The sequence below is a fragment of the Pseudomonas sp. CIP-10 genome, assembly GCF_020911845.1.
Taxonomy (GTDB): domain Bacteria; phylum Pseudomonadota; class Gammaproteobacteria; order Pseudomonadales; family Pseudomonadaceae; genus Aquipseudomonas; species Aquipseudomonas alloputida.
Genome location: NZ_CP087160.1, coordinates 2,838,262 through 2,855,483, shown reverse-complemented (window position 1 = coordinate 2,855,483; position 17,222 = coordinate 2,838,262). Strand labels below are relative to the sequence as shown.

Genomic DNA, 17,222 nt, shown 5'->3' with positions numbered 1-17,222 from the left:
GGCTAACTCCATCACTCACGCCCTTGAAGGAGACGACGATGCAGTACGTAAAGCTGGGTAGCACTGGGCTGGACATTTCAAGGCTGTGCCTGGGCTGCATGACCTTCGGTGAACCCGACGCCGGCACTCATCCCTGGACCTTGGGCGAAGACGCCAGCCGGCCGATCATTCGCCATGCCGTCGAGCAAGGCATCAACTTCTTCGACACTGCCAACAGCTATTCCGCCGGCACCTCGGAAATCATCCTCGGCAAACTCCTGAGGGAGTTTACCCGCCGCGAAGAAACCGTGATCGCCACCAAGGTGTTCTTCCCTGCCAACATGTGGGAAGGCGCCAGCCGGCCCAATGAGCAAGGCTTGTCACGCAAGGCGATCATGGCCAACATCGACGCCAGCCTCAGCCGCCTGGGCACAGACTACGTCGACCTTTACCAGATCCACCGCTGGGACTACCACACACCCATCGAGGAAACCATGGAAGCTCTGCATGATGTGGTCAAGGCCGGCAAGGCGCGCTACATCGGTGCATCGTCGATGTATGCCTGGCAGTTCGCCAAGGCGCAGCAGGTAGCCGCCAACCATGGCTGGAGCCGCTTCGTGTCGATGCAGAACTACCTCAACCTGATCTACCGCGAAGAAGAGCGAGAGATGATCCCGCTGTGCCTGGATCAAGGCGTCGGCCTGATGCCCTGGAGCCCGATGGCGCGCGGCCGCCTGACACGACCGCATGGGCAGCAAACCCAACGCACGCGCACCGATGTGTCCGGGCAGTCGTTCTATGAAAAGACCGAGGTGGAGGACGGCCGGGTAATCGATGTGGTCGAGCAGATCGCCAGCGAACGGGGGGTGCCGATGGCCCAGGTTGCGCTGGCCTGGGTGCTGGGTAGGGCCGGCGTTAGCGCCCCTATCGTCGGCGCCTCGAAGCCCGCCCACCTGGACGATGCCCTGGGCGCACTGTCACTGCAGCTGAGCGAGGACGAGGTGGCGCGCTTGCAGGCCCCTTACGTTCCCCACGCGGTCACCGGCTTCAAGTAGCAATGGCTTGCGGCAGTTCGATGCGTACCCGCAAGCCCCCTGTGGCGGCGGCCAGCGCGGTGATGCTGCCACCGTGCAAGGCGATGGCACGCTGGGCGATCGCCAGCCCCAGGCCGAAGCCGTCGCTGCTGTCGGTGCCACGGTCGAACGGTTCGAAGATGCGCTGCAGGCGCGCCGGGTCGACGCCCGGGCCATGGTCGCTGACGCACACCTGCAACCATTGCCCACCTGGTGCCGGTGCGGCCTCCACCAATACCGCCGTGCCGGGCTTGGTGTAGCGCACGGCATTGCGGATGACGTTCTCGAAAGCCCGGTACAGGAGCTCTTCATGGCCATGCATGAGAAACGCGCCCTGAGCCAGCAAGGACACCTGGCACTGCTTCATGCCTGCCTCGAAACGGGCATCCTCGACGATCTGCGCCAGCAGTTCGACCACATCCACGCTGGCGAAGTCACTGTTGCCTTGACGGGACTGGGCACGAGCCAGGGTCAGCAGTTGCTCGATCAGGTCGTCCATGCGCCGCGACTCGCGCTCGACCCGCTCCAGCATGTCGGGCCGGTCGGGTTGCTGGCGCATCAGGCCGATGGCGGCATGCATGCGGGTAAGCGGTGAGCGCAGCTCATGGGAAATATCATGCAGCAGGTTCTGCTGGGCCTGCACCAGGGCCTTGAGCTGGCCGGCCATGCGGTCACAGTCCTCGGCCAGGTCGACGATTTCGTCACGGCGCTTGCCCAGCCGCGGCCTGACCCGCACATCGAAACGGCCTTGGGCAACCTGGCCCATGGCCTCGCGCAGCCAGGTCAGCGGCCGGGTCAGGTAAAAGCTGCACAACAGCGCGAACAGCGCGCTCATCACCGCCCCTGTCACAAACGGGCCAAGGTTGCGTGGGCGCGGTGCCATACCGACACGGGTGGCCACCGAAGCGCGCAGCACCAGCGGGCGGCCGTCACGGTCGAGCAGTGCCTGCTCGAAACGCGCCACGTGCACCGTTTGGCCAGCCAGCAAGCGGCCTTGATCGTCGTAAAGGCCTACTTGCACATCCTGCGGCTGTGGCGACACGTCCAGCAACTGGCGGCCGGCCCGCTCGCCATGCCGTTCGAGCATTTGCAGCTCGGTGGCCAGCAGCGAACGCAGCCCGGGGGTATCGCCGCGCAGCTCATTGAGCATGAAGGCCCCCGCCCCCACCAGGAAGGTCAGGGTGTTGGCCAGCCAGAACGCCAGGAACAGCTTCCAGAACAGACGCCGGCGCATCATTCGACGATCAGCATGTAGCCCATGCCGCGCACGCTCTGTATCCAGCTGCTGCCATCGGCACGCGGGCCAAGTTTTTGCCGGATGCTGCTGACGTGCACATCGATGCGTCGGTCATAACGGGTCAGTGGCCGGCCCAGGGCATTGAGCGACAGGTCCTGCTTGCTGACCAGCTGACCGGCCTGGCGCGCCAGGGCTTCGAGCAGGCTGAACTCGGAGCCGGTCAATTCCAGCGTGGCTGCGCCCCAGCGGGCCTCGCGCCGCCCCGGCCACATTTTCAATGCACCGCTGCGTACCTGTTCAGGTACCTCGGGCGCGCTGGTTTCACCCATCAGGTGTGGCTTCACGCGGCGCAGTATCGCCCGCAGGCGCGCCACCAGCTCGCCAGGAGAGCTGGGCTTGGGTACATAGTCGTCGGCACCCAGCTCCAGGCCGGCGATGCGGTCGATGTTGTCGCCACGGGCCGTCAGCAGCAGTACCGGCACCTGGCTGCGCGCGCGCACGCGGCGTAACACTTCGATGCCCGAAATGCCGGGCAGCATGACGTCCAGCACCACCACCTGGAAGTCACCGGACAACGCCTGGGTCTCGCCTTCTTCGCCGGTGTCCACGGCCGTTGCCTGGAAGCCTTCGCGCGCCAGGTACAAAGAGAGCATTTCGGTCAGTTCGCGGTCGTCGTCGACCAGCAGCACAGGGATCATCAGGGCCAGATATCGCAATTGCAGGGGGGGTAATGATCGCCCTACGCGCCGGCACTGTCACCGCCGGCCGGTCGGACTTTACACATCTTTACCCTCGGCTAACCGCGCCGTACACAGCCCGCCCGTATCCTCATCGCCCGCTGCTTGCGGGTTGCCCGCGCTCGCCTCCCTCCAAATCCGCTTGTCTGGAACCCCCGATGAACTACCCGCGCCTGTTGCTCTCCATCCTGCTGCTGAAAGCCACGCTGGCCCAGGCCTCACCGTTCAGGATCGCCGACATTCGCGTCAACGGCCTGCAGCGGGTTTCCGCTGGCAGTGTGTTCGGTGCCTTGCCGCTGAACGTTGGCGACCAGGCCGACGACCGCCGCCTGGTGGACTCGACGCGTTCCTTGTTCAAGACCGGGTTCTTCCAGGACATCCAGTTGAGCCGCGATGGCAATGTGCTGATCATCAACGTGGTCGAGCGCCCGTCGGTGTCGAGCATCGAGATTGAAGGCAACAAGGCGATCAGCACCGAAGACCTGATGAAGGGCCTGAAACAATCGGGCCTGGCCGAAGGCGAGATCTTCCAGCGTGCCACCCTCGAAGGTGTGCGTAACGAGCTGCAGCGCCAGTACGTGGCCCAAGGCCGCTACTCGGCCGAAGTCGACGCCGAGGTGGTGCCGCAGCCGCGCAACCGTGTGGCGCTGAAGATCAAGATCAACGAAGGCACCGTCGCCGCCATCCAGCACATCAACATCGTGGGCAACAACGTATTCGATGATGAGACCCTGGGGCAGCTGTTCGAGCTGAAGACCACCAACTGGCTGTCGTTCTTCAAGAACGACGACAAGTACGCCCGTGAAAAACTCTCCGGTGACCTGGAGCGCCTGCGTTCCTACTACCTGGACCGCGGCTACATCAACATGGACATCGCCTCCACCCAGGTGTCCATCACGCCGGACAAGAAGCACGTCTACATCACCGTCAACATCAACGAAGGCGAGAAATACACCGTTCGCGACGTGAAGCTGTCCGGTGACCTCAAGGTGCCGGAAGACCAGGTCAAGTCGTTGCTGCTGGTGCAGCCGGGCCAGGTGTTCTCGCGCAAGGTGATGACCACCACGTCCGAGCTGATCACCCGCCGCCTGGGTAACGAAGGCTACACCTTCGCCAACGTCAACGGCGTGCCGCAACCAAACGACCAGGACCACACCGTCGACATCATGTTCGTGGTCGACCCGGGCAAGCGTGCCTACGTCAACCGCATCAACTACCGCGGCAACACCAAGACCGAAGACGAAGTGCTGCGTCGCGAAATGCGCCAGATGGAAGGTGGCTGGGCGTCGACCTACCTGATCGACCAGTCCAAGACCCGTCTTGAGCGCCTGGGCTTCTTCAAGGAAGTCAACGTCGAGACCCCGCAGGTGCCTGGCACCGACGACCAGGTCGACGTCAACTACAGCGTCGAAGAGCAGGCCTCCGGCTCGATCACCGCCAGCGTCGGTTTCGCCCAGAGCGCCGGCCTGATCCTGGGGGGGGCGATCAGCCAGAGCAACTTCCTCGGTACTGGTAACAAGGTATCCATCGGCCTGACCCGTTCGGAATACCAGACCAAGTACAACTTCGGCTTCGTCGACCCCTACTTCACCGCCGACGGCGTGAGCCTGGGCTACAACCTGTTCTACAACACCACCGACTACAGCGATTACTACGACGATGGGGTTTCGTACTATGCAATCAACAGCTACGGCGCCGGGGTCAGCTTCGGCTACCCGATCAACGAAACCTCGCGCCTGACCTACGGCCTGACCCTGCAGCACGACGACATTTCGCCCGGCACCTACAGCGCTGACGAGATCTACGATTTCATCTCCCGCGAAGGCAAAAGCTTCAACAACCTCAAGGCGTCGATCGGTTGGTCGGAATCTACCCTCAACAAAGGCGTGCTAGCCACCCGGGGCCACTCGCAGAGCCTGACGCTGATGGCTACCACCCCTGGCAGCGACCTGTCGTTCTACAAGCTCGACTACGACGGCCAGGCTTTCCTGCCGGTCACCAGCAACACCACGCTGCGCCTGCACACCAACCTGGGCTACGGCAACGGCTATGGCTCCACCGACGGCTTGCCATTCTATGAAAGCTACACCGCCGGTGGGCAGGGCTCGGTACGCGGGTTCAAGGACGGCACCCTCGGCCCGCGCAGCACACCGGCTACCGGGGCCTATTCCAGCGCTGGGCAGGCTTACTATTCCGACCGCGACACCGATGTGCTGGGGGGTAATATCCTGATTACCGGCGGTGCCGAGTACCTGTTCCCGCTGCCCTTCGTGAAGGACCAGAGCCAACTGCGCAGCTCGGTGTTTGTCGATGCCGGCAACGTATATGCCGACACCTGCTACCTGTCCACCACCCAAGGCTGCGGCAGCGTCGACCTGGCGCAGATGGCTGTGTCACTGGGGGTTGGCGTGACCTGGTACAGCCCGATGGGGCCGCTGAGTTTCAGCCTGGCGGCGCCATTGAAAAAGCCGGATAACGCCGAAACCCAGGTGTTCCAGTTCTCGTTGGGGCAGACCTTCTGAGGCTGCTCATGAAATGAACCGCGCAGCACGGGGGTTGAGCATTACCCGCTTTTACCCCCGCTTTACCCAAGTTGACAGTCACCTTGCCTAAGCTGGCCAGCACTCGAACCCCGCCCAGCAGGACACCCTCATGCCTCCGTTCACACCCTGTTTCCCTACATCACTGCGCGAAAATGAAATACCCGTCGCCCTGCTCGATCTGGTGCAGCAACGCCTGGCCACCCTGCTTGGCCCACGCTTCACGGTAGTACTGGGCGGTAGCGGCAACGGCGATGGTGTCAGTCATTACCACCTGGCAATCCAGCACAACCAGAGCGGGGTTTCCCTGGAGGATTACGGTGACGTCGGTGCCGGTTTCGTCGAGCACCTGCTGCGCATGGGCACCCAGGTGCGGGACATGCTCGACTCAGCCACCTTCAGCCGTATGGGCAGCGATGACCCTGGCCGACCATTGGTATGGCTCCGCGAGCTGGTCAGCCCCGGGGAAACCATTACAATGCGCGGCCCAACCTGAAATATGTTTTCCCCATGAAATCACTGCTTTACGCCGTAACCTTATTATTTTCCTTTACCCTCCCTGCCTTGGCCAACCCGCCGGCCACCTTCACCGAAGCCAAGGTGGTGGCCAAGCAGAAGGTCTACCTGGACCAGGCCAGCAGTGCCATGGGCGACCTGTACTGCGGTTGCAAATGGACCTGGGTGGGCAAGTCTGGCGGGCGCATCGATGCCGCCTCGTGTGGTTACCAGACGCGCAAGCAGCAGAACCGTGCCGAACGCACCGAGTGGGAACACATCGTGCCCGCCCACACCTTCGGCAACCAGCGCCAGTGCTGGAAGAACGGCGGCCGTGAGCACTGCGTGGACAACGACCCGGTGTTCCGCGCCATGGAGGCCGACCTGTTCAACCTTTACCCGGCCGTGGGTGAGGTCAACGGTGACCGCAGCAACTTCAACTACGGCATGGTCACTGGCAATGCCGGCGAATACGGCCAATGCACCACCAAGGTCGATTTCGTCCAGCGCACCGCCGAACCGCGTGACGAAGTCAAAGGCCTGGTGGCCCGCACCACGTTCTACATGTTCGACCGCTACAAGCTGAACATGTCGCGCCAACAGCAACAGCTGCTGATGGCCTGGGACAAGCAACACCCGGTGTCGGCCTGGGAGAAAGAACGCGACCGGCGCATTGCCGCGATTATGGGCCATGCCAACCCGTTCGTAAGCGGCGAACGCAAGTGGACCGCCGGCTACAAGCCGGTTGGCAGCGGCGTGGTAGAGGCGGTGCCGGTAAACGCGGCCAAGCCAGAGGCCAAACCAAGCCTGGCCAGCGCCGGTTCGGTCGGCGCCGTGCTTGGCAACCGCAACAGCCACGTCTATCACCTGTCAGTCGGCTGCCCGGGCTACAACCAGGTTGCAGCGAAGAACCAGGTTACCTTCGCAAACGAAGGTGAAGCGCAGGCAGCGGGGTATCGCAAGGCAGGCAACTGCCGCTGACCGTTTCAAAGGCTGCGCGGCCCCTGTGGGAACCGGGGCGCGTCAGCCGTTGACCAGGTTTACCGGCCGTTCACCGGCCAGCGCGCTGAGCAGGTTGTCCACCGCGCAACGCGCCATGGCCTGGCGGGTGTCCTCGGTCGCCGAGCCGATGTGCGGGGTCGCTACCACGTTATCGAGCTGCAACAGCGGCGAGTCGCTCGGCAGCGGCTCGTGCACGAACACGTCCAGCCCCGCACCGCGGATGCGCCTGGCCCGCAGCGCTTCGATCAGCGCCTGCTCATCCACCACACGCCCGCGTGAGATGTTCACCAGGATTGCCTCAGGCTTCATCAACGCAAGTTCCCGTGCGCCTATCAAGCCTTCGGTGCTAGCGCTCAACGGCACCGTCAGGCAAACGAAATCTGCCTGCTGCAACAGCTCATCCAGGCTGCACTGGCATGCGGCATAGCGTGCTTCCACCTCGGGCTTGGCACGCTGGCTGTGATACAGCACGCGCATGCCAAAGCCAGCGGCCGCGCGCCGGGCCAGGGCCTCGCCAATGCGGCCCATGCCGACGATGCCTAGCGTCTTGCCGTGCACATCACTGCCAAAATGCGCCGGCCCCAGGTTGGCCTGCCAACGGCCGTCACGCACCCAGTTCGCCAGCTCCACCACCCGCCTGGCGGTAGCCAGGATCAAGGCAAAGCCTGTGTCGGCCGTGGTTTCTGTCAACACGTCGGGCGTGTTGGTGAGCATCACACCACGCCTGCTGAGTTCAGCAATGTCGTAGTTGTCCACGCCCACCGAAACGCTCGACACCACTTCCAGTTGCGGGGCAAGGTCGAGCAGGCTGGCATCCAGGCGCAGGCTGGCCCCCAGCAACCCGTGCGCCCCCGGCAACGCATCGCGCAGTCGGGCCAGGCCATCGGGCTGGGTGGTGTCCACCCAGGTCACCTCGACGCGATCTTGCAGGCGTGCCATCAAGTCGTCTGACAGGCGTTTATACAGGACGATTCGCTTCTTCATTGCAGATTTCCTAATGGTTCATGGCCAGACGCGAGCTATCGCGCTTTGCTCGGCCAGAGGTCTGGGAAGTATTGAGCGCAGCGGTAAGCGCCACTGCAGTCAGCAGCGCACCGCACATGAACAGATAAGAGGCGCCGGGCCCGCCCGTAGCCCCATTGAGGTAGCCCACCAGCCAGGAACCGCCAAACGAGCCCAGCGCCCCCATGCTGTTGATCAGCGCCATGGCGCCGCCTGCGACGTTGGCCGGCAGGATCTCGGGCACGATCGCGAAGAACGGGCCATAAGGGGCGTACATGCAGGCGCCAGCAACCACCAGCAATGCATACGACAGCCAGAAATGCTCGCTGCCCAAGGCGTAAGAACCATAGAACGCCAACGCGGCAATCAGCAGCGGCGGCCAGACGAAGCGCTTGCGCTTTTGCAGGCGGTCCGACGCCCAAGACACGCCCACCATCGCCAGCACCGCCGCCAGGTAGGGCACCGAGGCCAGCCAGCCGGCCTGCACGATATCGACGTTCGCCGCCTGCTTGAGGATCGACGGCAGCCACAGCACGAAGCCATACACGCCGATGCTCCAGCAGAAGTACTGCAGCGCCAGGATGATCACTTGCGGCGAGCGGAACGCTTCGCGATAGTTCTTTACAGGCTTGATACCCTGCTGCTCGGCAGCCAGCGCCTGCGCCAGGGCGGCCTTTTCCTGCTCGCTCAACCAGGTCACCTGGGCCGGGCGGTCATCCACCAGGCGCCACCAGAAGAACGCCCAGATCACGGCGGGCAGGCCTTCGATGATGAACATCCAGCGCCAGTCGTAATGCTTGATCAGGTAACCGGACACCACCGACATCCACAGAATGGTCACCGGGTTGCCCAGCATCAGGAAGGTGTTGGCGCGCGAACGCTCGGCCCGGGTGAACCAATGGCACAGGTACACCAGCATGGCCGGCATGACCGCAGCCTCCACCACCCCGAGCAGGAAGCGGATACCGATCAGCATGTAGACGTTGCTGACCATGCCGGTAAGCGTGGCAAGGCCGCCCCAAAGGATCAGGCAGACGAAGATCAGCTTCTTCACACTACGCTTTTCGGCGTAAATTGCCCCAGGTACCTGGAAGAAGAAGTAGCCGAGGAAGAACAACGCCCCCAGCAATGACGAAAGCACGGGGGTGATGTGCAGGTCTTCGGCCATACCGGAGGCGGCGGCGAAGCCGTAATTGGCGCGGTCCAGGTAGGCCAAGCTGTAGGTAAAGAACACGATCGGGATGATGTACCACCAGCGGCGCGGTGCCAGGCTTTGGCTTTGCATGGTTTGTTGCTCCTGAGCTTGTTTTTTTTGTTGCAACAGGTGATTCGGGTTGGGGCCTTCACGCGCTTCTGCGCAAGTCGTAGGCCTCCAGTTCATGGCGCAGCGGCAGCCCTTCCATGTCGCCCCGCGACTGCACGGCACGGCTGCCGCACCAGTTGCCGCGCGCTACCGCCTCGGCTACCGGACGGCCCTCCAGTAGCGCGCTGAGCACACCGACGGCAAAGGCATCACCTGCACCGACGGTGTCCACCACGCGGCTGACTGGCACGGGGGCTACCTGCCCTTCGCCCTTGGCGCTGCGGAAGTAGGCGCCAGCGTCGCCCAGCTTGATCACCACCAGTTCCACCCCTTGGTCCAGGTAGAACGCGGCGATATCGGCCGGGGTGTGCTGACCGGTCAGCAACCGCCCCTCTTCCAGCCCCGGTAAAACCCAGTCGGCCTTGGCCGCCAGGGCATTGATTTCACGCACCATGCTGCTTTGATCGGGCCACAGCGAGGGGCGCAGGTTGGGGTCGAACGATATGCTGCGACCGGCTGCGCGCATTGCGTCCAGCAGCGCGTGGGACAGCGCCCGCGAGCTGTCCGACAGCGCCAGCGGAATACCGGTAGCGTGCACGTGGCGAGCCTGCAGCCAAACGGGGCTCACCATCGCAGGTGACAGCCTGCTGGCCGCCGAACCGCGGCGAAAGTACTCCACTGCCGGGTCACTGCCATCATCGCTGCGGGCCTTGAGCTGAAAACCCGTCGGGTAGTTGGCATCCACCTCGACACCGGAACAGTCCAGGCCTTCGCAGCGCAAGCTGTCGAGCACGAAACGGCCCAACGAATCGTCACCTACCCGGCTCAGCCAGCGCACCTTGAAACCCAGCCGCGCCAGGCCGATCGCCACGTTGCTGTCGGCGCCGGCGATGCGTTTGCCGAACTGGCCGACACCGGCCAGATCGCCGGCTTGCTCGGCGACGAACATGGCCATGGTTTCGCCGAAACACAGCACGTCATGTTCATGCATGGTCCAGCTCCTGCGCCGCGCCCAGTGCAGAAAGGTGACGCACCTGGGCCCGGGTCAGCGCCAGCAGGTCTTCGCCCACCAGGGGGTACTCGACGGCGCGCACCACGCCCGGCGCGAACTCGGCCATCAGCGCTGCCCACGCTTGCAGGTCCTCTGCTTGCGGCGGTATGGCAACCAGACGGCCATCGGCCCGGCGCTGCACAGCCTTGCAATGCACATAGCGCACCCAACGGCCTAGCTGTCTTGCAGCTTGCGGCGCAGGCTCGCCCTGCCACTGCCAGTTACCGATATCGAACGTCATGCCCACGCGCAGCCCAAGCAGGTCGACACGCTGGAAAAACTGCAGCATCGGTTCGATCCTGCCACCTTGTGCGGTCTGATCGTTTTCCACCAGTAACAGAGGCCCCTGCGCAGGCAGCAGCGACGCCAGGGCCGTCACATCGCAGTGCTCATCGAAGTGCCCCAAGGAAACCTTCAGCGCCACCGCGCCAAGCGCCCGGGCAATTTCCAGTTTCTGCACCAGCAGCGGATCGGGCACGCCTTGCGCGGTCCACAGTTCAAGGGGGGTGGAGTACAGGCATTCCAGGCGCAGCGCGGCAATGATCCTGCCCAGCGCAGCTGCGTCCGGTGCGCTGGCGAACAATTCTTCGCGCAATTCGACGCGGCTGACGCCAGCGGCTGCCAGCAGGTCCAGAAACTGCTCCTGGCCACGTTGGCGCACAAAGTCGGCACCGTAGCTGGAGAGACTGATGGAAACGGGGTTCGCTTGCATTGTTCTTGTCCTTATGAAACCGGTTTCATTTTTGATCAACAGCAGGCACAAGCCTGCCGTTTTCTTACTGGGGTTGGGTTGAACCGCGGATGATCAGGTTGGCCTTGAAGTCGATGCGCCGGGCTGCGCCGCTGTCGCCGCGCAAGCGACCGAGCAGGCTTTCGAAGGCCGCCACGCCGATACGCTCGGTGGGCTGGGCCAGTGCGGTGATGCCTTTGCCGACCAAGGGGTACCAGTCGAGGTCGTCGAGGGCGATCAGCCCGACATCGGCAACCAGGTCGCGCCCGGCCTCGAGCAGCGCCCGGGTCACCGCCAAGGTGGCAACGCCGTTGAAGGTGAAGATGGCTTGCGGACCATGACCACTGTGGGCAAGAAACGAAGCCAGTTGGCCCTGCAGCCCGGTGCCGATTTCCAGTACCTGCTGACGCATGCCTGGCCGACGGCTGATCGACGCGCCGAATGCCTGCACCCGCTCCAGGCGTGAACTGGTGCCATCGAGGGGTTCGCTGACCGCCAGGATGTCGCGGTAGCCCTGGGCCTGCAGGTGGTCCAGGGCCTGCTCGACTGCGTCAGCATTGTCCAGGCCGACAAGGTCCACATTCAGCTCGGGCAATTGGCGGTCGACCAGCACCATGGGGATGTCACGCTGCAGGTTGAGCAGTTCGCCGGGGTGGTGACCGAGCGTGTTCACGATCAACCCTTCGACGTTGTAGCTCTGCAGGGCCACCAGGTGGTGACGCTCCTGCTCGTCGTCGCGATTGGTGTTGCACACCACCAGGCTGTAACCATGCTGACGGCAGGCGGTTTCCACGCCGTGCATCACGGCCACTGAATAGGGGTTGAGGATATCGGCCACCAGCATGCCGATCAGTCGCGTCTGGCCGCGCTTGAGGCCGCGAGCCATCTGGTTGGGGCGATAGCCGAGGCGTTCGATGACCTCTTCCAGCCGCTTGGCCGTGGCTTCGGCCAGCAATTGGCGGTCGCCACCGATGTAACGGGAGACGGTGGCTTTGGAAACGCCAGCAACACGCGCCACTTCGCTGATGGTGACCCGTTCGCGGGTATGGGCAGGCGCGTCGGTCATGGGTTTTCCTTATGATTGTTTTAATAGTGATGAAACCGGTTTCAATACAGCAAAAATGCGCGGATTCGTCAACAGGCCGTTGGTCGGGCACGAAGACAGGGAATGTTAAATCGCATTAAAAATATTGCATAGATCATTGATATTAATAGATTTAGATCTACGGGATCGGGGTTAGGGATGGCACAGGCTTCGCCCGTGTTCGCGGGTAAATCCGCTCCTACGGGCGAGGGCGCAGAAAAACACGTCAGCGAAGCGACTTCACATCACCGGCGGTGACGGCACTGCCCTGGTTCCCCCAGCTGCTGCGAATGAAATTCACCACCTCGGCAACCTCCTGGTCACTCAGACGCCAGCCGAAAGCCGGCATGGTGAAGTTCGACGGCGCAGTGTGCGTTGCCGGTACCGTGCCACCGGCGAGCACCACATGGATCAGCGACGTGGCATCCGCAGTCTGCACCACCGGGTTGCCGGCCAAAGCCGGGAACACGCGGGTGTAGCCCTGCCCGTCGGTGCGGTGGCAGGCCGCGCAGTTGTCGATGTACACCGCCGCCCCAGGCTTGCTGTCGTCACCCTTCCATAGCGCATCCGCGACCTGCTTGTCGTACACATGCGGCTGGTCATTCGGATTACTCGGCGGCAGGGTTTTCAGGTAGCGGGCGATAGCGGTCAGGTCGGCATCACTCATGTGCTGCATGCTGTGCTCGACCACATCGCTCATGCCGCCGAACACGGCGCTGCGATCACTGCGCCCAGTCTTGAGAAACTGCACCAACTGCGCTTCGCTCCAGCTGCCCAGGCCGTCTTTGTGATCACCACGCAGGTTCTTGGCAATCCAGCCTTCCAGCGGTGCGCTGCCGGCCAGAAACTGCTCGCCATCGGCCGCGCTCAGGGCCTTCTCCTGCATGGTCAGCGCCCGCGGCGTATGACAAGCGCCACAATGCCCAAGGCCCTCGACCAGGTACGCACCGCGGTTCACCACAGGGTCAGCTGTCGCCGATGCCTGCCAGGGCTTGGCCTCTGGTGCGAACAGGCCGCGCCAGATTGCCAGTGGCCAGCGCATGCTCAGCGGCCAGGGAATGTCAGAGGCCTTGTTCGCCTGCTCGACAGGCGCCACGCCCTTCATGAAATAGGCGTACAGCGCCTGCATGTCCTGCTCGCTGACCCGCGCATACGACGGGTATGGCATGGCCGGATAGAGCGTACTGCCGTCTTTGCCGATACCCCTGCGCACGGCCTGGTCGAAGTCTTCGAAGCTGTACTGGCCAATGCCACTGGCCGCCGGGGTGATGTTGGTGGAGTACACCGTGCCAATCGGCGTTTCCATCGGCAACCCACCGGCAAAGGGCTTGCCGTCTTTGGCGGTATGGCAGGCCACGCAGTCACCGGCGCGGGCCAGGTACTCGCCCAGGCGTACCTGCGCATCGTCATTCGCTACGGCCTGTGCAGCCGCGCCGGCACCCAGCACCAGGGTGGCGATCAACAGTGTCTTCATGCTCATCGCTCCTCAAGCCTGGACCAACGGACCGGGGTTTTTCAGGTACTGCTCACGGATGGCGCGGGCCGACCAGTAGGTGAGCGCAGCCACCAGCCCGGTCGGGTTGTAACCCAGCCCCTGCGGGAACGCCGAAGCGCCCGGAACGAACACGTTGTGTACGTCCCAGCTTTGCAGGTAGCGGTTCAGTGCACTGGTCTTGGGGTCGGTGCCCATGATCGCCCCGCCGTTCAGGTGGGTGGTCTGGTAACTGGCGGTGTTGAAGTGGTCCTTGACCTGCTTGCCCAGCACGGCAATGGCCTTGGGGTTCATCGCTTGGGCGATCTTGCTCAGCTTGTCGACCATGAACTGGTTCATCTTGATGTCGTTTTCCTGCCAGTCGAACGTCATGCGCAGCAGCGGCTGACCGTAGGCATCGCGGTAGGTGGGGTCCAGGTCCAGGTAATTGCCACGGTAGGACTGATGGGCGCCGTGCGCGTCCATCGACACCTGGTGGGTGTAGTAGTCGGCCGTGGCTTTCTTCCAGGCACTGCCCCAGGCCGGCGTCCCCGGCGGGTTGGAGGTACCGGCAATCGGCCGGCTACCGGCCTGGTTCACCCACATTGGCGAACCGCCGACGAAGCCGTGCGGGCCATGGTCGAAGTTGTCGGCGTTGAAATCGTCGATGGCAATGCCATTGCCACCCGCGCCGATGAAGTTGTTGGTGTAGGTGTCCTTGTCGAAGAACGCCTTGACTGTCCCCATGTTCTGATAGGCGAAGTTACGCCCGACCACACCTTCGTTCTTTACCGGATCGTAAGGTTTGCCAATGCCGGAAAGCAGCATCAGACGCACGTTGTTGAACTGGAAAGCCGCCAGAATCACCAGCTCTGCCGGCTGCTCCACCTCGCGCCCCTGGGCATCGATGTAGGTCACGCCGGTGGCCTTGCGCTTGCTGTCGTCCAGGTTCACCCGCAGCACATGGGCATTGGGCCGCAACTCGAAGTTGGGCACCTGGCGCAGCGCCGGCAGGATATTCACGTTGGGCGAGGCCTTGGAGTACATGTAACACACGTAGCCGCTGCAGAAACCGCAGAAGTTGCACGGCCCCATCTGCGCCCCGTAGGGGTTGGTGTATGGCCCCGAGGTGTTGGCCGACGGCAGGTTGTAGGGTTTGTAGCCCAGACGGGTGGCAGCCTTTTCGAACAGCCTTGCCGATACAACGTTCTTCTGCGCGGGCAGCGGGAACGGGTTGGAACGGTCTGGCGCATAGGGGTTGCCGCCCTTCCCTTCACCGACCACCTGGCCTTTGACGGTCCAGGCCTGGCCCGAAGTGCCAAAGACCTTTTCGGCAAAGTCGAAATAGGGCTCCAGCTCTTCGTAACTGACGCCGAAGTCCTGGATGGTCATGCCTTCGGGAATGAACGTGCGCCCGTAGCGCTCTTCATAGTGGCTGCGCAGGCGCAACTCGACGGGGTCGACCCGGAAGTGCACACCCGACCAGTGCAGGCCCGCGCCCCCCACGCCCTTGCCCGGCAGGAATGCGCCCAGCTGGCGATTGGGCAATGCCACATCATTCACGCTATGGCGGACAGTGACGGTTTCTTTCGATACATCGACGAACAGCTTCTTGCGCACGCTGTAGGTCAGCTCATCGATCACCTGCGGGTAGCTGCCTTCGGGGTAGGTATCCTGCATCGGCCCCCGCTCCAGGGCTACCACGTGCAGCCCGGCCTCGGTCAGCTCTTTGGCCATGATCGCACCGGCCCAGCCGAAGCCGACGATCACCGCATCCACTTTGTTCAACACAGTCGCCATGCCTCAGGCCCTCTCACCACGGATCGACACAGCCGGGAACGGGTAAGGCTCATTGCGCTCGACCCAGTCCATGAAGTCGGCGCGGGCGCCGGGGAAGCCGATCTGGGTCCAGCCGACCATGCCTTTGTTGCCGCCATGAATCGGGTCGCAGAAGAACCCTTCGCGCGTGTTTTGCACCAGCAGGCTGAAGAACACCTTGGCCGGAACGGTTTCGAAAACCAGCTCTCCTGCCTCCAACTTGCTGAGAATGCGGTCCCGGGTAGCGCTATCTTGCGCAGCAAAAACCTGTCCGCCATTGGCCTTGCACCAGCCGTCCACGGCAGCGATGCCCAGGCGGTAGATTTGTTGCGGGCTGAGCTGCAGCTGGTAGCCCAGCTCGGGCGGGGCGTCGGCGTTGAAGGGCCCTTGCATGTACCACTGTGCGCCAGTCGCGTAGGGGGTGTTCATTTGCCGGTCGATAAATTCGGCGGCGCCAGCTTCCAGTGCCCCTGGGCCAAGCTCATCGGCCGGGATGATGCGCGACACGGCGGCTTGTACAAAAGCCCATTCTTCGGCGCTGAAGAATGTCGGTTGATAATTGCCCGCAGGCGGCGTGGCCGGCACTTTCGGTTGCTGATGCGGTTGCGGGGCCGCAAGCAGCTGGCTGGCGCCCACGCCAAGCCCTGTACTGGCCACTGTAACGACAGGGATCAGGGTCAAGGTCTTGCGCAGAAAATCCCTGCGCGGGTTGTCTGGGGCATGCTCAGGCATTGCGAATCCTCATCGGCTGTGGGGGTGGCCTTGATAAGCGCCATCTGATTTTCAATAAAGAGGTGATCTTGATAGGCCATCAAGAAGACAGCCGAATAATCTAGCGCGTTCAGACAGGTTTTGAAACCGGTTTCATTTTTACCCTCTCACCCGGCTTGACCTCCACCGCACGCCCATCAGCGCAAGGCTTTTTTCACACCCGCCTCACCCTCTGCCGACATTCCACTGCCTACAGTGCCGACGCTCTTGCATGGAGCAGACTGACTGGAGTGGCAAACATGCTGCACGACGTGATCGACGACTACCCCGCTTCACGGCTTGGGCCAATATACCGATGGCCTTGGGGCACAGTGCAATGGGTGGTGTTGTGCCTGCTGCTCTTGCTCGACGTAGCGACAGCCTGGGCTCAGCAGCGCGCGGCCATCCCCAACCTGGGCAATCCCCATCACCTGCAGCACAGTGGGCTGTATACCGATTGGGCGAAAGGCTCGGTGATTGTCGTATTGCGCCATGCCGAACGCTGTGACCGCTCCAGTGAGGCGTGCCTGAATGACCCCAGCGGCATCACCGTCGCGGGCAGGCAGGCGGCCACCGATGTAGGCCTCGGGTTGCAACACCTTGGCCTGGGCGCAGTTGATGTCTGGACCAGCCCAGAGGTGCGAACCCGGCAGACCGCACAAGCCATGTTCGGTAAAACCATTGCCACACAAGACTGGCTTAATCAGTGTGACGGCCACTTTGCCGAAAATGCCTTTGCCCTCAAGCGAAAAGGCCACAACCTCGTGCTGGTCAGCCACAGCGGCTGCATGGAACAACTGGAGCAGGTACTCAAAGCGCCTTCTAGCGCAACAGCGAACAGCTATGCCAGCGCCCTGTTCATCACGCGTGGCAACGATGGCAAGACGAAGGTGCTGGGCCAAATGGCGGCCAGTGAATGGCACACACTCATTGATGCCAAGGAACTCTGA

At 62.9% G+C, this 17,222-nt stretch carries 15 protein-coding genes; 5 read left to right on the top strand and 10 right to left on the bottom strand.

From position 1 onward, the window contains the following. Positions 1-38 precede the first annotated feature (38 nt). On the top strand, positions 39-1,034 hold the full coding sequence (locus tag LMH93_RS13025) for an aldo/keto reductase (RefSeq protein WP_010954243.1): 996 nt from the start codon (positions 39-41) through the stop codon (positions 1,032-1,034). Here LMH93_RS13025 and LMH93_RS13020 read toward each other — a convergent pair. Both LMH93_RS13020 and LMH93_RS13015 read right to left on the bottom strand, forming a co-directional pair. Continuing rightward, positions 1,027-2,289, bottom strand: a complete 1,263-nt coding sequence (locus LMH93_RS13020) for a HAMP domain-containing sensor histidine kinase (protein ID WP_070096970.1) — start codon at positions 2,287-2,289, stop codon at positions 1,027-1,029. The two genes, LMH93_RS13025 and LMH93_RS13020, sit on opposite strands and share 8 nt — an antisense overlap. Beyond that, the gene (locus LMH93_RS13015; protein ID WP_004374934.1) at positions 2,286-2,987 is read right to left on the bottom strand and encodes a response regulator transcription factor; all 702 of its coding nucleotides are present in this window, start codon (positions 2,985-2,987) and stop codon (positions 2,286-2,288) included. The genes LMH93_RS13020 and LMH93_RS13015 overlap by 4 nt, the downstream gene beginning before the upstream one ends. A 197-nt stretch (positions 2,988-3,184) precedes the next feature. On the opposite strand from LMH93_RS13015, the gene bamA reads away from it, so the two are divergent. The 3 genes from bamA to LMH93_RS13000 all read left to right on the top strand — a co-directional run bounded on the left by bamA (position 3,185) and on the right by LMH93_RS13000 (position 7,042). Then, positions 3,185-5,548 (top strand): outer membrane protein assembly factor BamA, encoded by a 2,364-nt coding sequence (gene bamA, locus LMH93_RS13010; RefSeq protein WP_230065285.1) that lies wholly within the window; start codon positions 3,185-3,187, stop codon positions 5,546-5,548. A 130-nt stretch (positions 5,549-5,678) separates the two neighbouring features. Next, positions 5,679-6,062 (top strand): hypothetical protein, encoded by a 384-nt coding sequence (locus LMH93_RS13005; RefSeq protein WP_014861722.1) that lies wholly within the window; start codon positions 5,679-5,681, stop codon positions 6,060-6,062. A 14-nt stretch (positions 6,063-6,076) separates the two neighbouring features. After that, positions 6,077-7,042 carry an endonuclease gene (locus LMH93_RS13000; protein WP_004574120.1) on the top strand — a complete coding sequence of 322 codons (966 nt, stop codon included), beginning with the start codon at positions 6,077-6,079 and terminating at the stop codon, positions 7,040-7,042. A gap of 42 nt (positions 7,043-7,084) precedes the next feature. Here LMH93_RS13000 and LMH93_RS12995 read toward each other — a convergent pair whose 3' ends face one another. From LMH93_RS12995 to LMH93_RS12960, 8 genes are all read right to left on the bottom strand, one after another. After that, the gene (locus tag LMH93_RS12995; protein ID WP_014861723.1) at positions 7,085-8,047 is read right to left on the bottom strand and encodes a 2-hydroxyacid dehydrogenase; all 963 of its coding nucleotides are present in this window, start codon (positions 8,045-8,047) and stop codon (positions 7,085-7,087) included. A gap of 10 nt (positions 8,048-8,057) precedes the next feature. Then, positions 8,058-9,350: an MFS transporter gene (locus LMH93_RS12990; protein WP_004574122.1), complete on the bottom strand. Its 1,293-nt coding sequence runs from the start codon at positions 9,348-9,350 to the stop codon at positions 8,058-8,060. 58 nt (positions 9,351-9,408) lie between these two features. After that, positions 9,409-10,359 carry a sugar kinase gene (locus LMH93_RS12985; protein WP_185279318.1) on the bottom strand — a complete coding sequence of 317 codons (951 nt, stop codon included), beginning with the start codon at positions 10,357-10,359 and terminating at the stop codon, positions 9,409-9,411. Next, the gene (locus tag LMH93_RS12980; protein ID WP_230065284.1) at positions 10,352-11,131 is read right to left on the bottom strand and encodes a sugar phosphate isomerase/epimerase family protein; all 780 of its coding nucleotides are present in this window, start codon (positions 11,129-11,131) and stop codon (positions 10,352-10,354) included. The genes LMH93_RS12985 and LMH93_RS12980 overlap by 8 nt, the downstream gene beginning before the upstream one ends. A 64-nt stretch (positions 11,132-11,195) precedes the next feature. Next, the gene (ptxS, locus tag LMH93_RS12975; RefSeq protein ID WP_014861726.1) at positions 11,196-12,215 is read right to left on the bottom strand and encodes a transcriptional regulator PtxS; all 1,020 of its coding nucleotides are present in this window, start codon (positions 12,213-12,215) and stop codon (positions 11,196-11,198) included. Between the two features lie 244 nt (positions 12,216-12,459). After that, the gene (locus LMH93_RS12970; protein WP_004374952.1) at positions 12,460-13,707 is read right to left on the bottom strand and encodes a cytochrome c; all 1,248 of its coding nucleotides are present in this window, start codon (positions 13,705-13,707) and stop codon (positions 12,460-12,462) included. A 12-nt stretch (positions 13,708-13,719) separates the two neighbouring features. Continuing rightward, entirely contained in the window at positions 13,720-15,504 is a 1,785-nt protein-coding gene (locus tag LMH93_RS12965) for a GMC family oxidoreductase (RefSeq protein WP_004574130.1), read from the bottom strand. 3 nt (positions 15,505-15,507) lie between these two features. Further along, complete coding sequence (locus LMH93_RS12960; protein ID WP_004374959.1) at positions 15,508-16,254, bottom strand: gluconate 2-dehydrogenase subunit 3 family protein; 747 nt, start codon at positions 16,252-16,254, stop codon at positions 15,508-15,510. A gap of 278 nt (positions 16,255-16,532) precedes the next feature. Here LMH93_RS12960 and LMH93_RS12955 point away from each other — a divergent pair, with 278 nt between their 5' ends. Next, complete coding sequence (locus LMH93_RS12955; RefSeq protein WP_230065283.1) at positions 16,533-17,222, top strand: histidine phosphatase family protein; 690 nt, start codon at positions 16,533-16,535, stop codon at positions 17,220-17,222.

What these genes read in the sequence shown, in the direction of transcription:
- LMH93_RS13025 (WP_010954243.1), top strand. Translation starts at nt 39, where the DNA reads ATGCAGTACGTAAAGCTGGGTAGCACTGGGCTGGACATTTCAAGGCTG.
- LMH93_RS13020 (WP_070096970.1), bottom strand. Translation starts at nt 2,289, where the DNA reads ATGATGCGCCGGCGTCTGTTCTGGAAGCTGTTCCTGGCGTTCTGGCTG.
- LMH93_RS13015 (WP_004374934.1), bottom strand. Translation starts at nt 2,987, where the DNA reads ATGATCCCTGTGCTGCTGGTCGACGACGACCGCGAACTGACCGAAATG.
- bamA (WP_230065285.1), top strand. Translation starts at nt 3,185, where the DNA reads ATGAACTACCCGCGCCTGTTGCTCTCCATCCTGCTGCTGAAAGCCACG.
- LMH93_RS13005 (WP_014861722.1), top strand. Translation starts at nt 5,679, where the DNA reads ATGCCTCCGTTCACACCCTGTTTCCCTACATCACTGCGCGAAAATGAA.
- LMH93_RS13000 (WP_004574120.1), top strand. Translation starts at nt 6,077, where the DNA reads ATGAAATCACTGCTTTACGCCGTAACCTTATTATTTTCCTTTACCCTC.
- LMH93_RS12995 (WP_014861723.1), bottom strand. Translation starts at nt 8,047, where the DNA reads ATGAAGAAGCGAATCGTCCTGTATAAACGCCTGTCAGACGACTTGATG.
- LMH93_RS12990 (WP_004574122.1), bottom strand. Translation starts at nt 9,350, where the DNA reads ATGCAAAGCCAAAGCCTGGCACCGCGCCGCTGGTGGTACATCATCCCG.
- LMH93_RS12985 (WP_185279318.1), bottom strand. Translation starts at nt 10,359, where the DNA reads ATGCATGAACATGACGTGCTGTGTTTCGGCGAAACCATGGCCATGTTC.
- LMH93_RS12980 (WP_230065284.1), bottom strand. Translation starts at nt 11,131, where the DNA reads ATGCAAGCGAACCCCGTTTCCATCAGTCTCTCCAGCTACGGTGCCGAC.
- ptxS (WP_014861726.1), bottom strand. Translation starts at nt 12,215, where the DNA reads ATGACCGACGCGCCTGCCCATACCCGCGAACGGGTCACCATCAGCGAA.
- LMH93_RS12970 (WP_004374952.1), bottom strand. Translation starts at nt 13,707, where the DNA reads ATGAAGACACTGTTGATCGCCACCCTGGTGCTGGGTGCCGGCGCGGCT.
- LMH93_RS12965 (WP_004574130.1), bottom strand. Translation starts at nt 15,504, where the DNA reads ATGGCGACTGTGTTGAACAAAGTGGATGCGGTGATCGTCGGCTTCGGC.
- LMH93_RS12960 (WP_004374959.1), bottom strand. Translation starts at nt 16,254, where the DNA reads ATGCCTGAGCATGCCCCAGACAACCCGCGCAGGGATTTTCTGCGCAAG.
- LMH93_RS12955 (WP_230065283.1), top strand. Translation starts at nt 16,533, where the DNA reads ATGCTGCACGACGTGATCGACGACTACCCCGCTTCACGGCTTGGGCCA.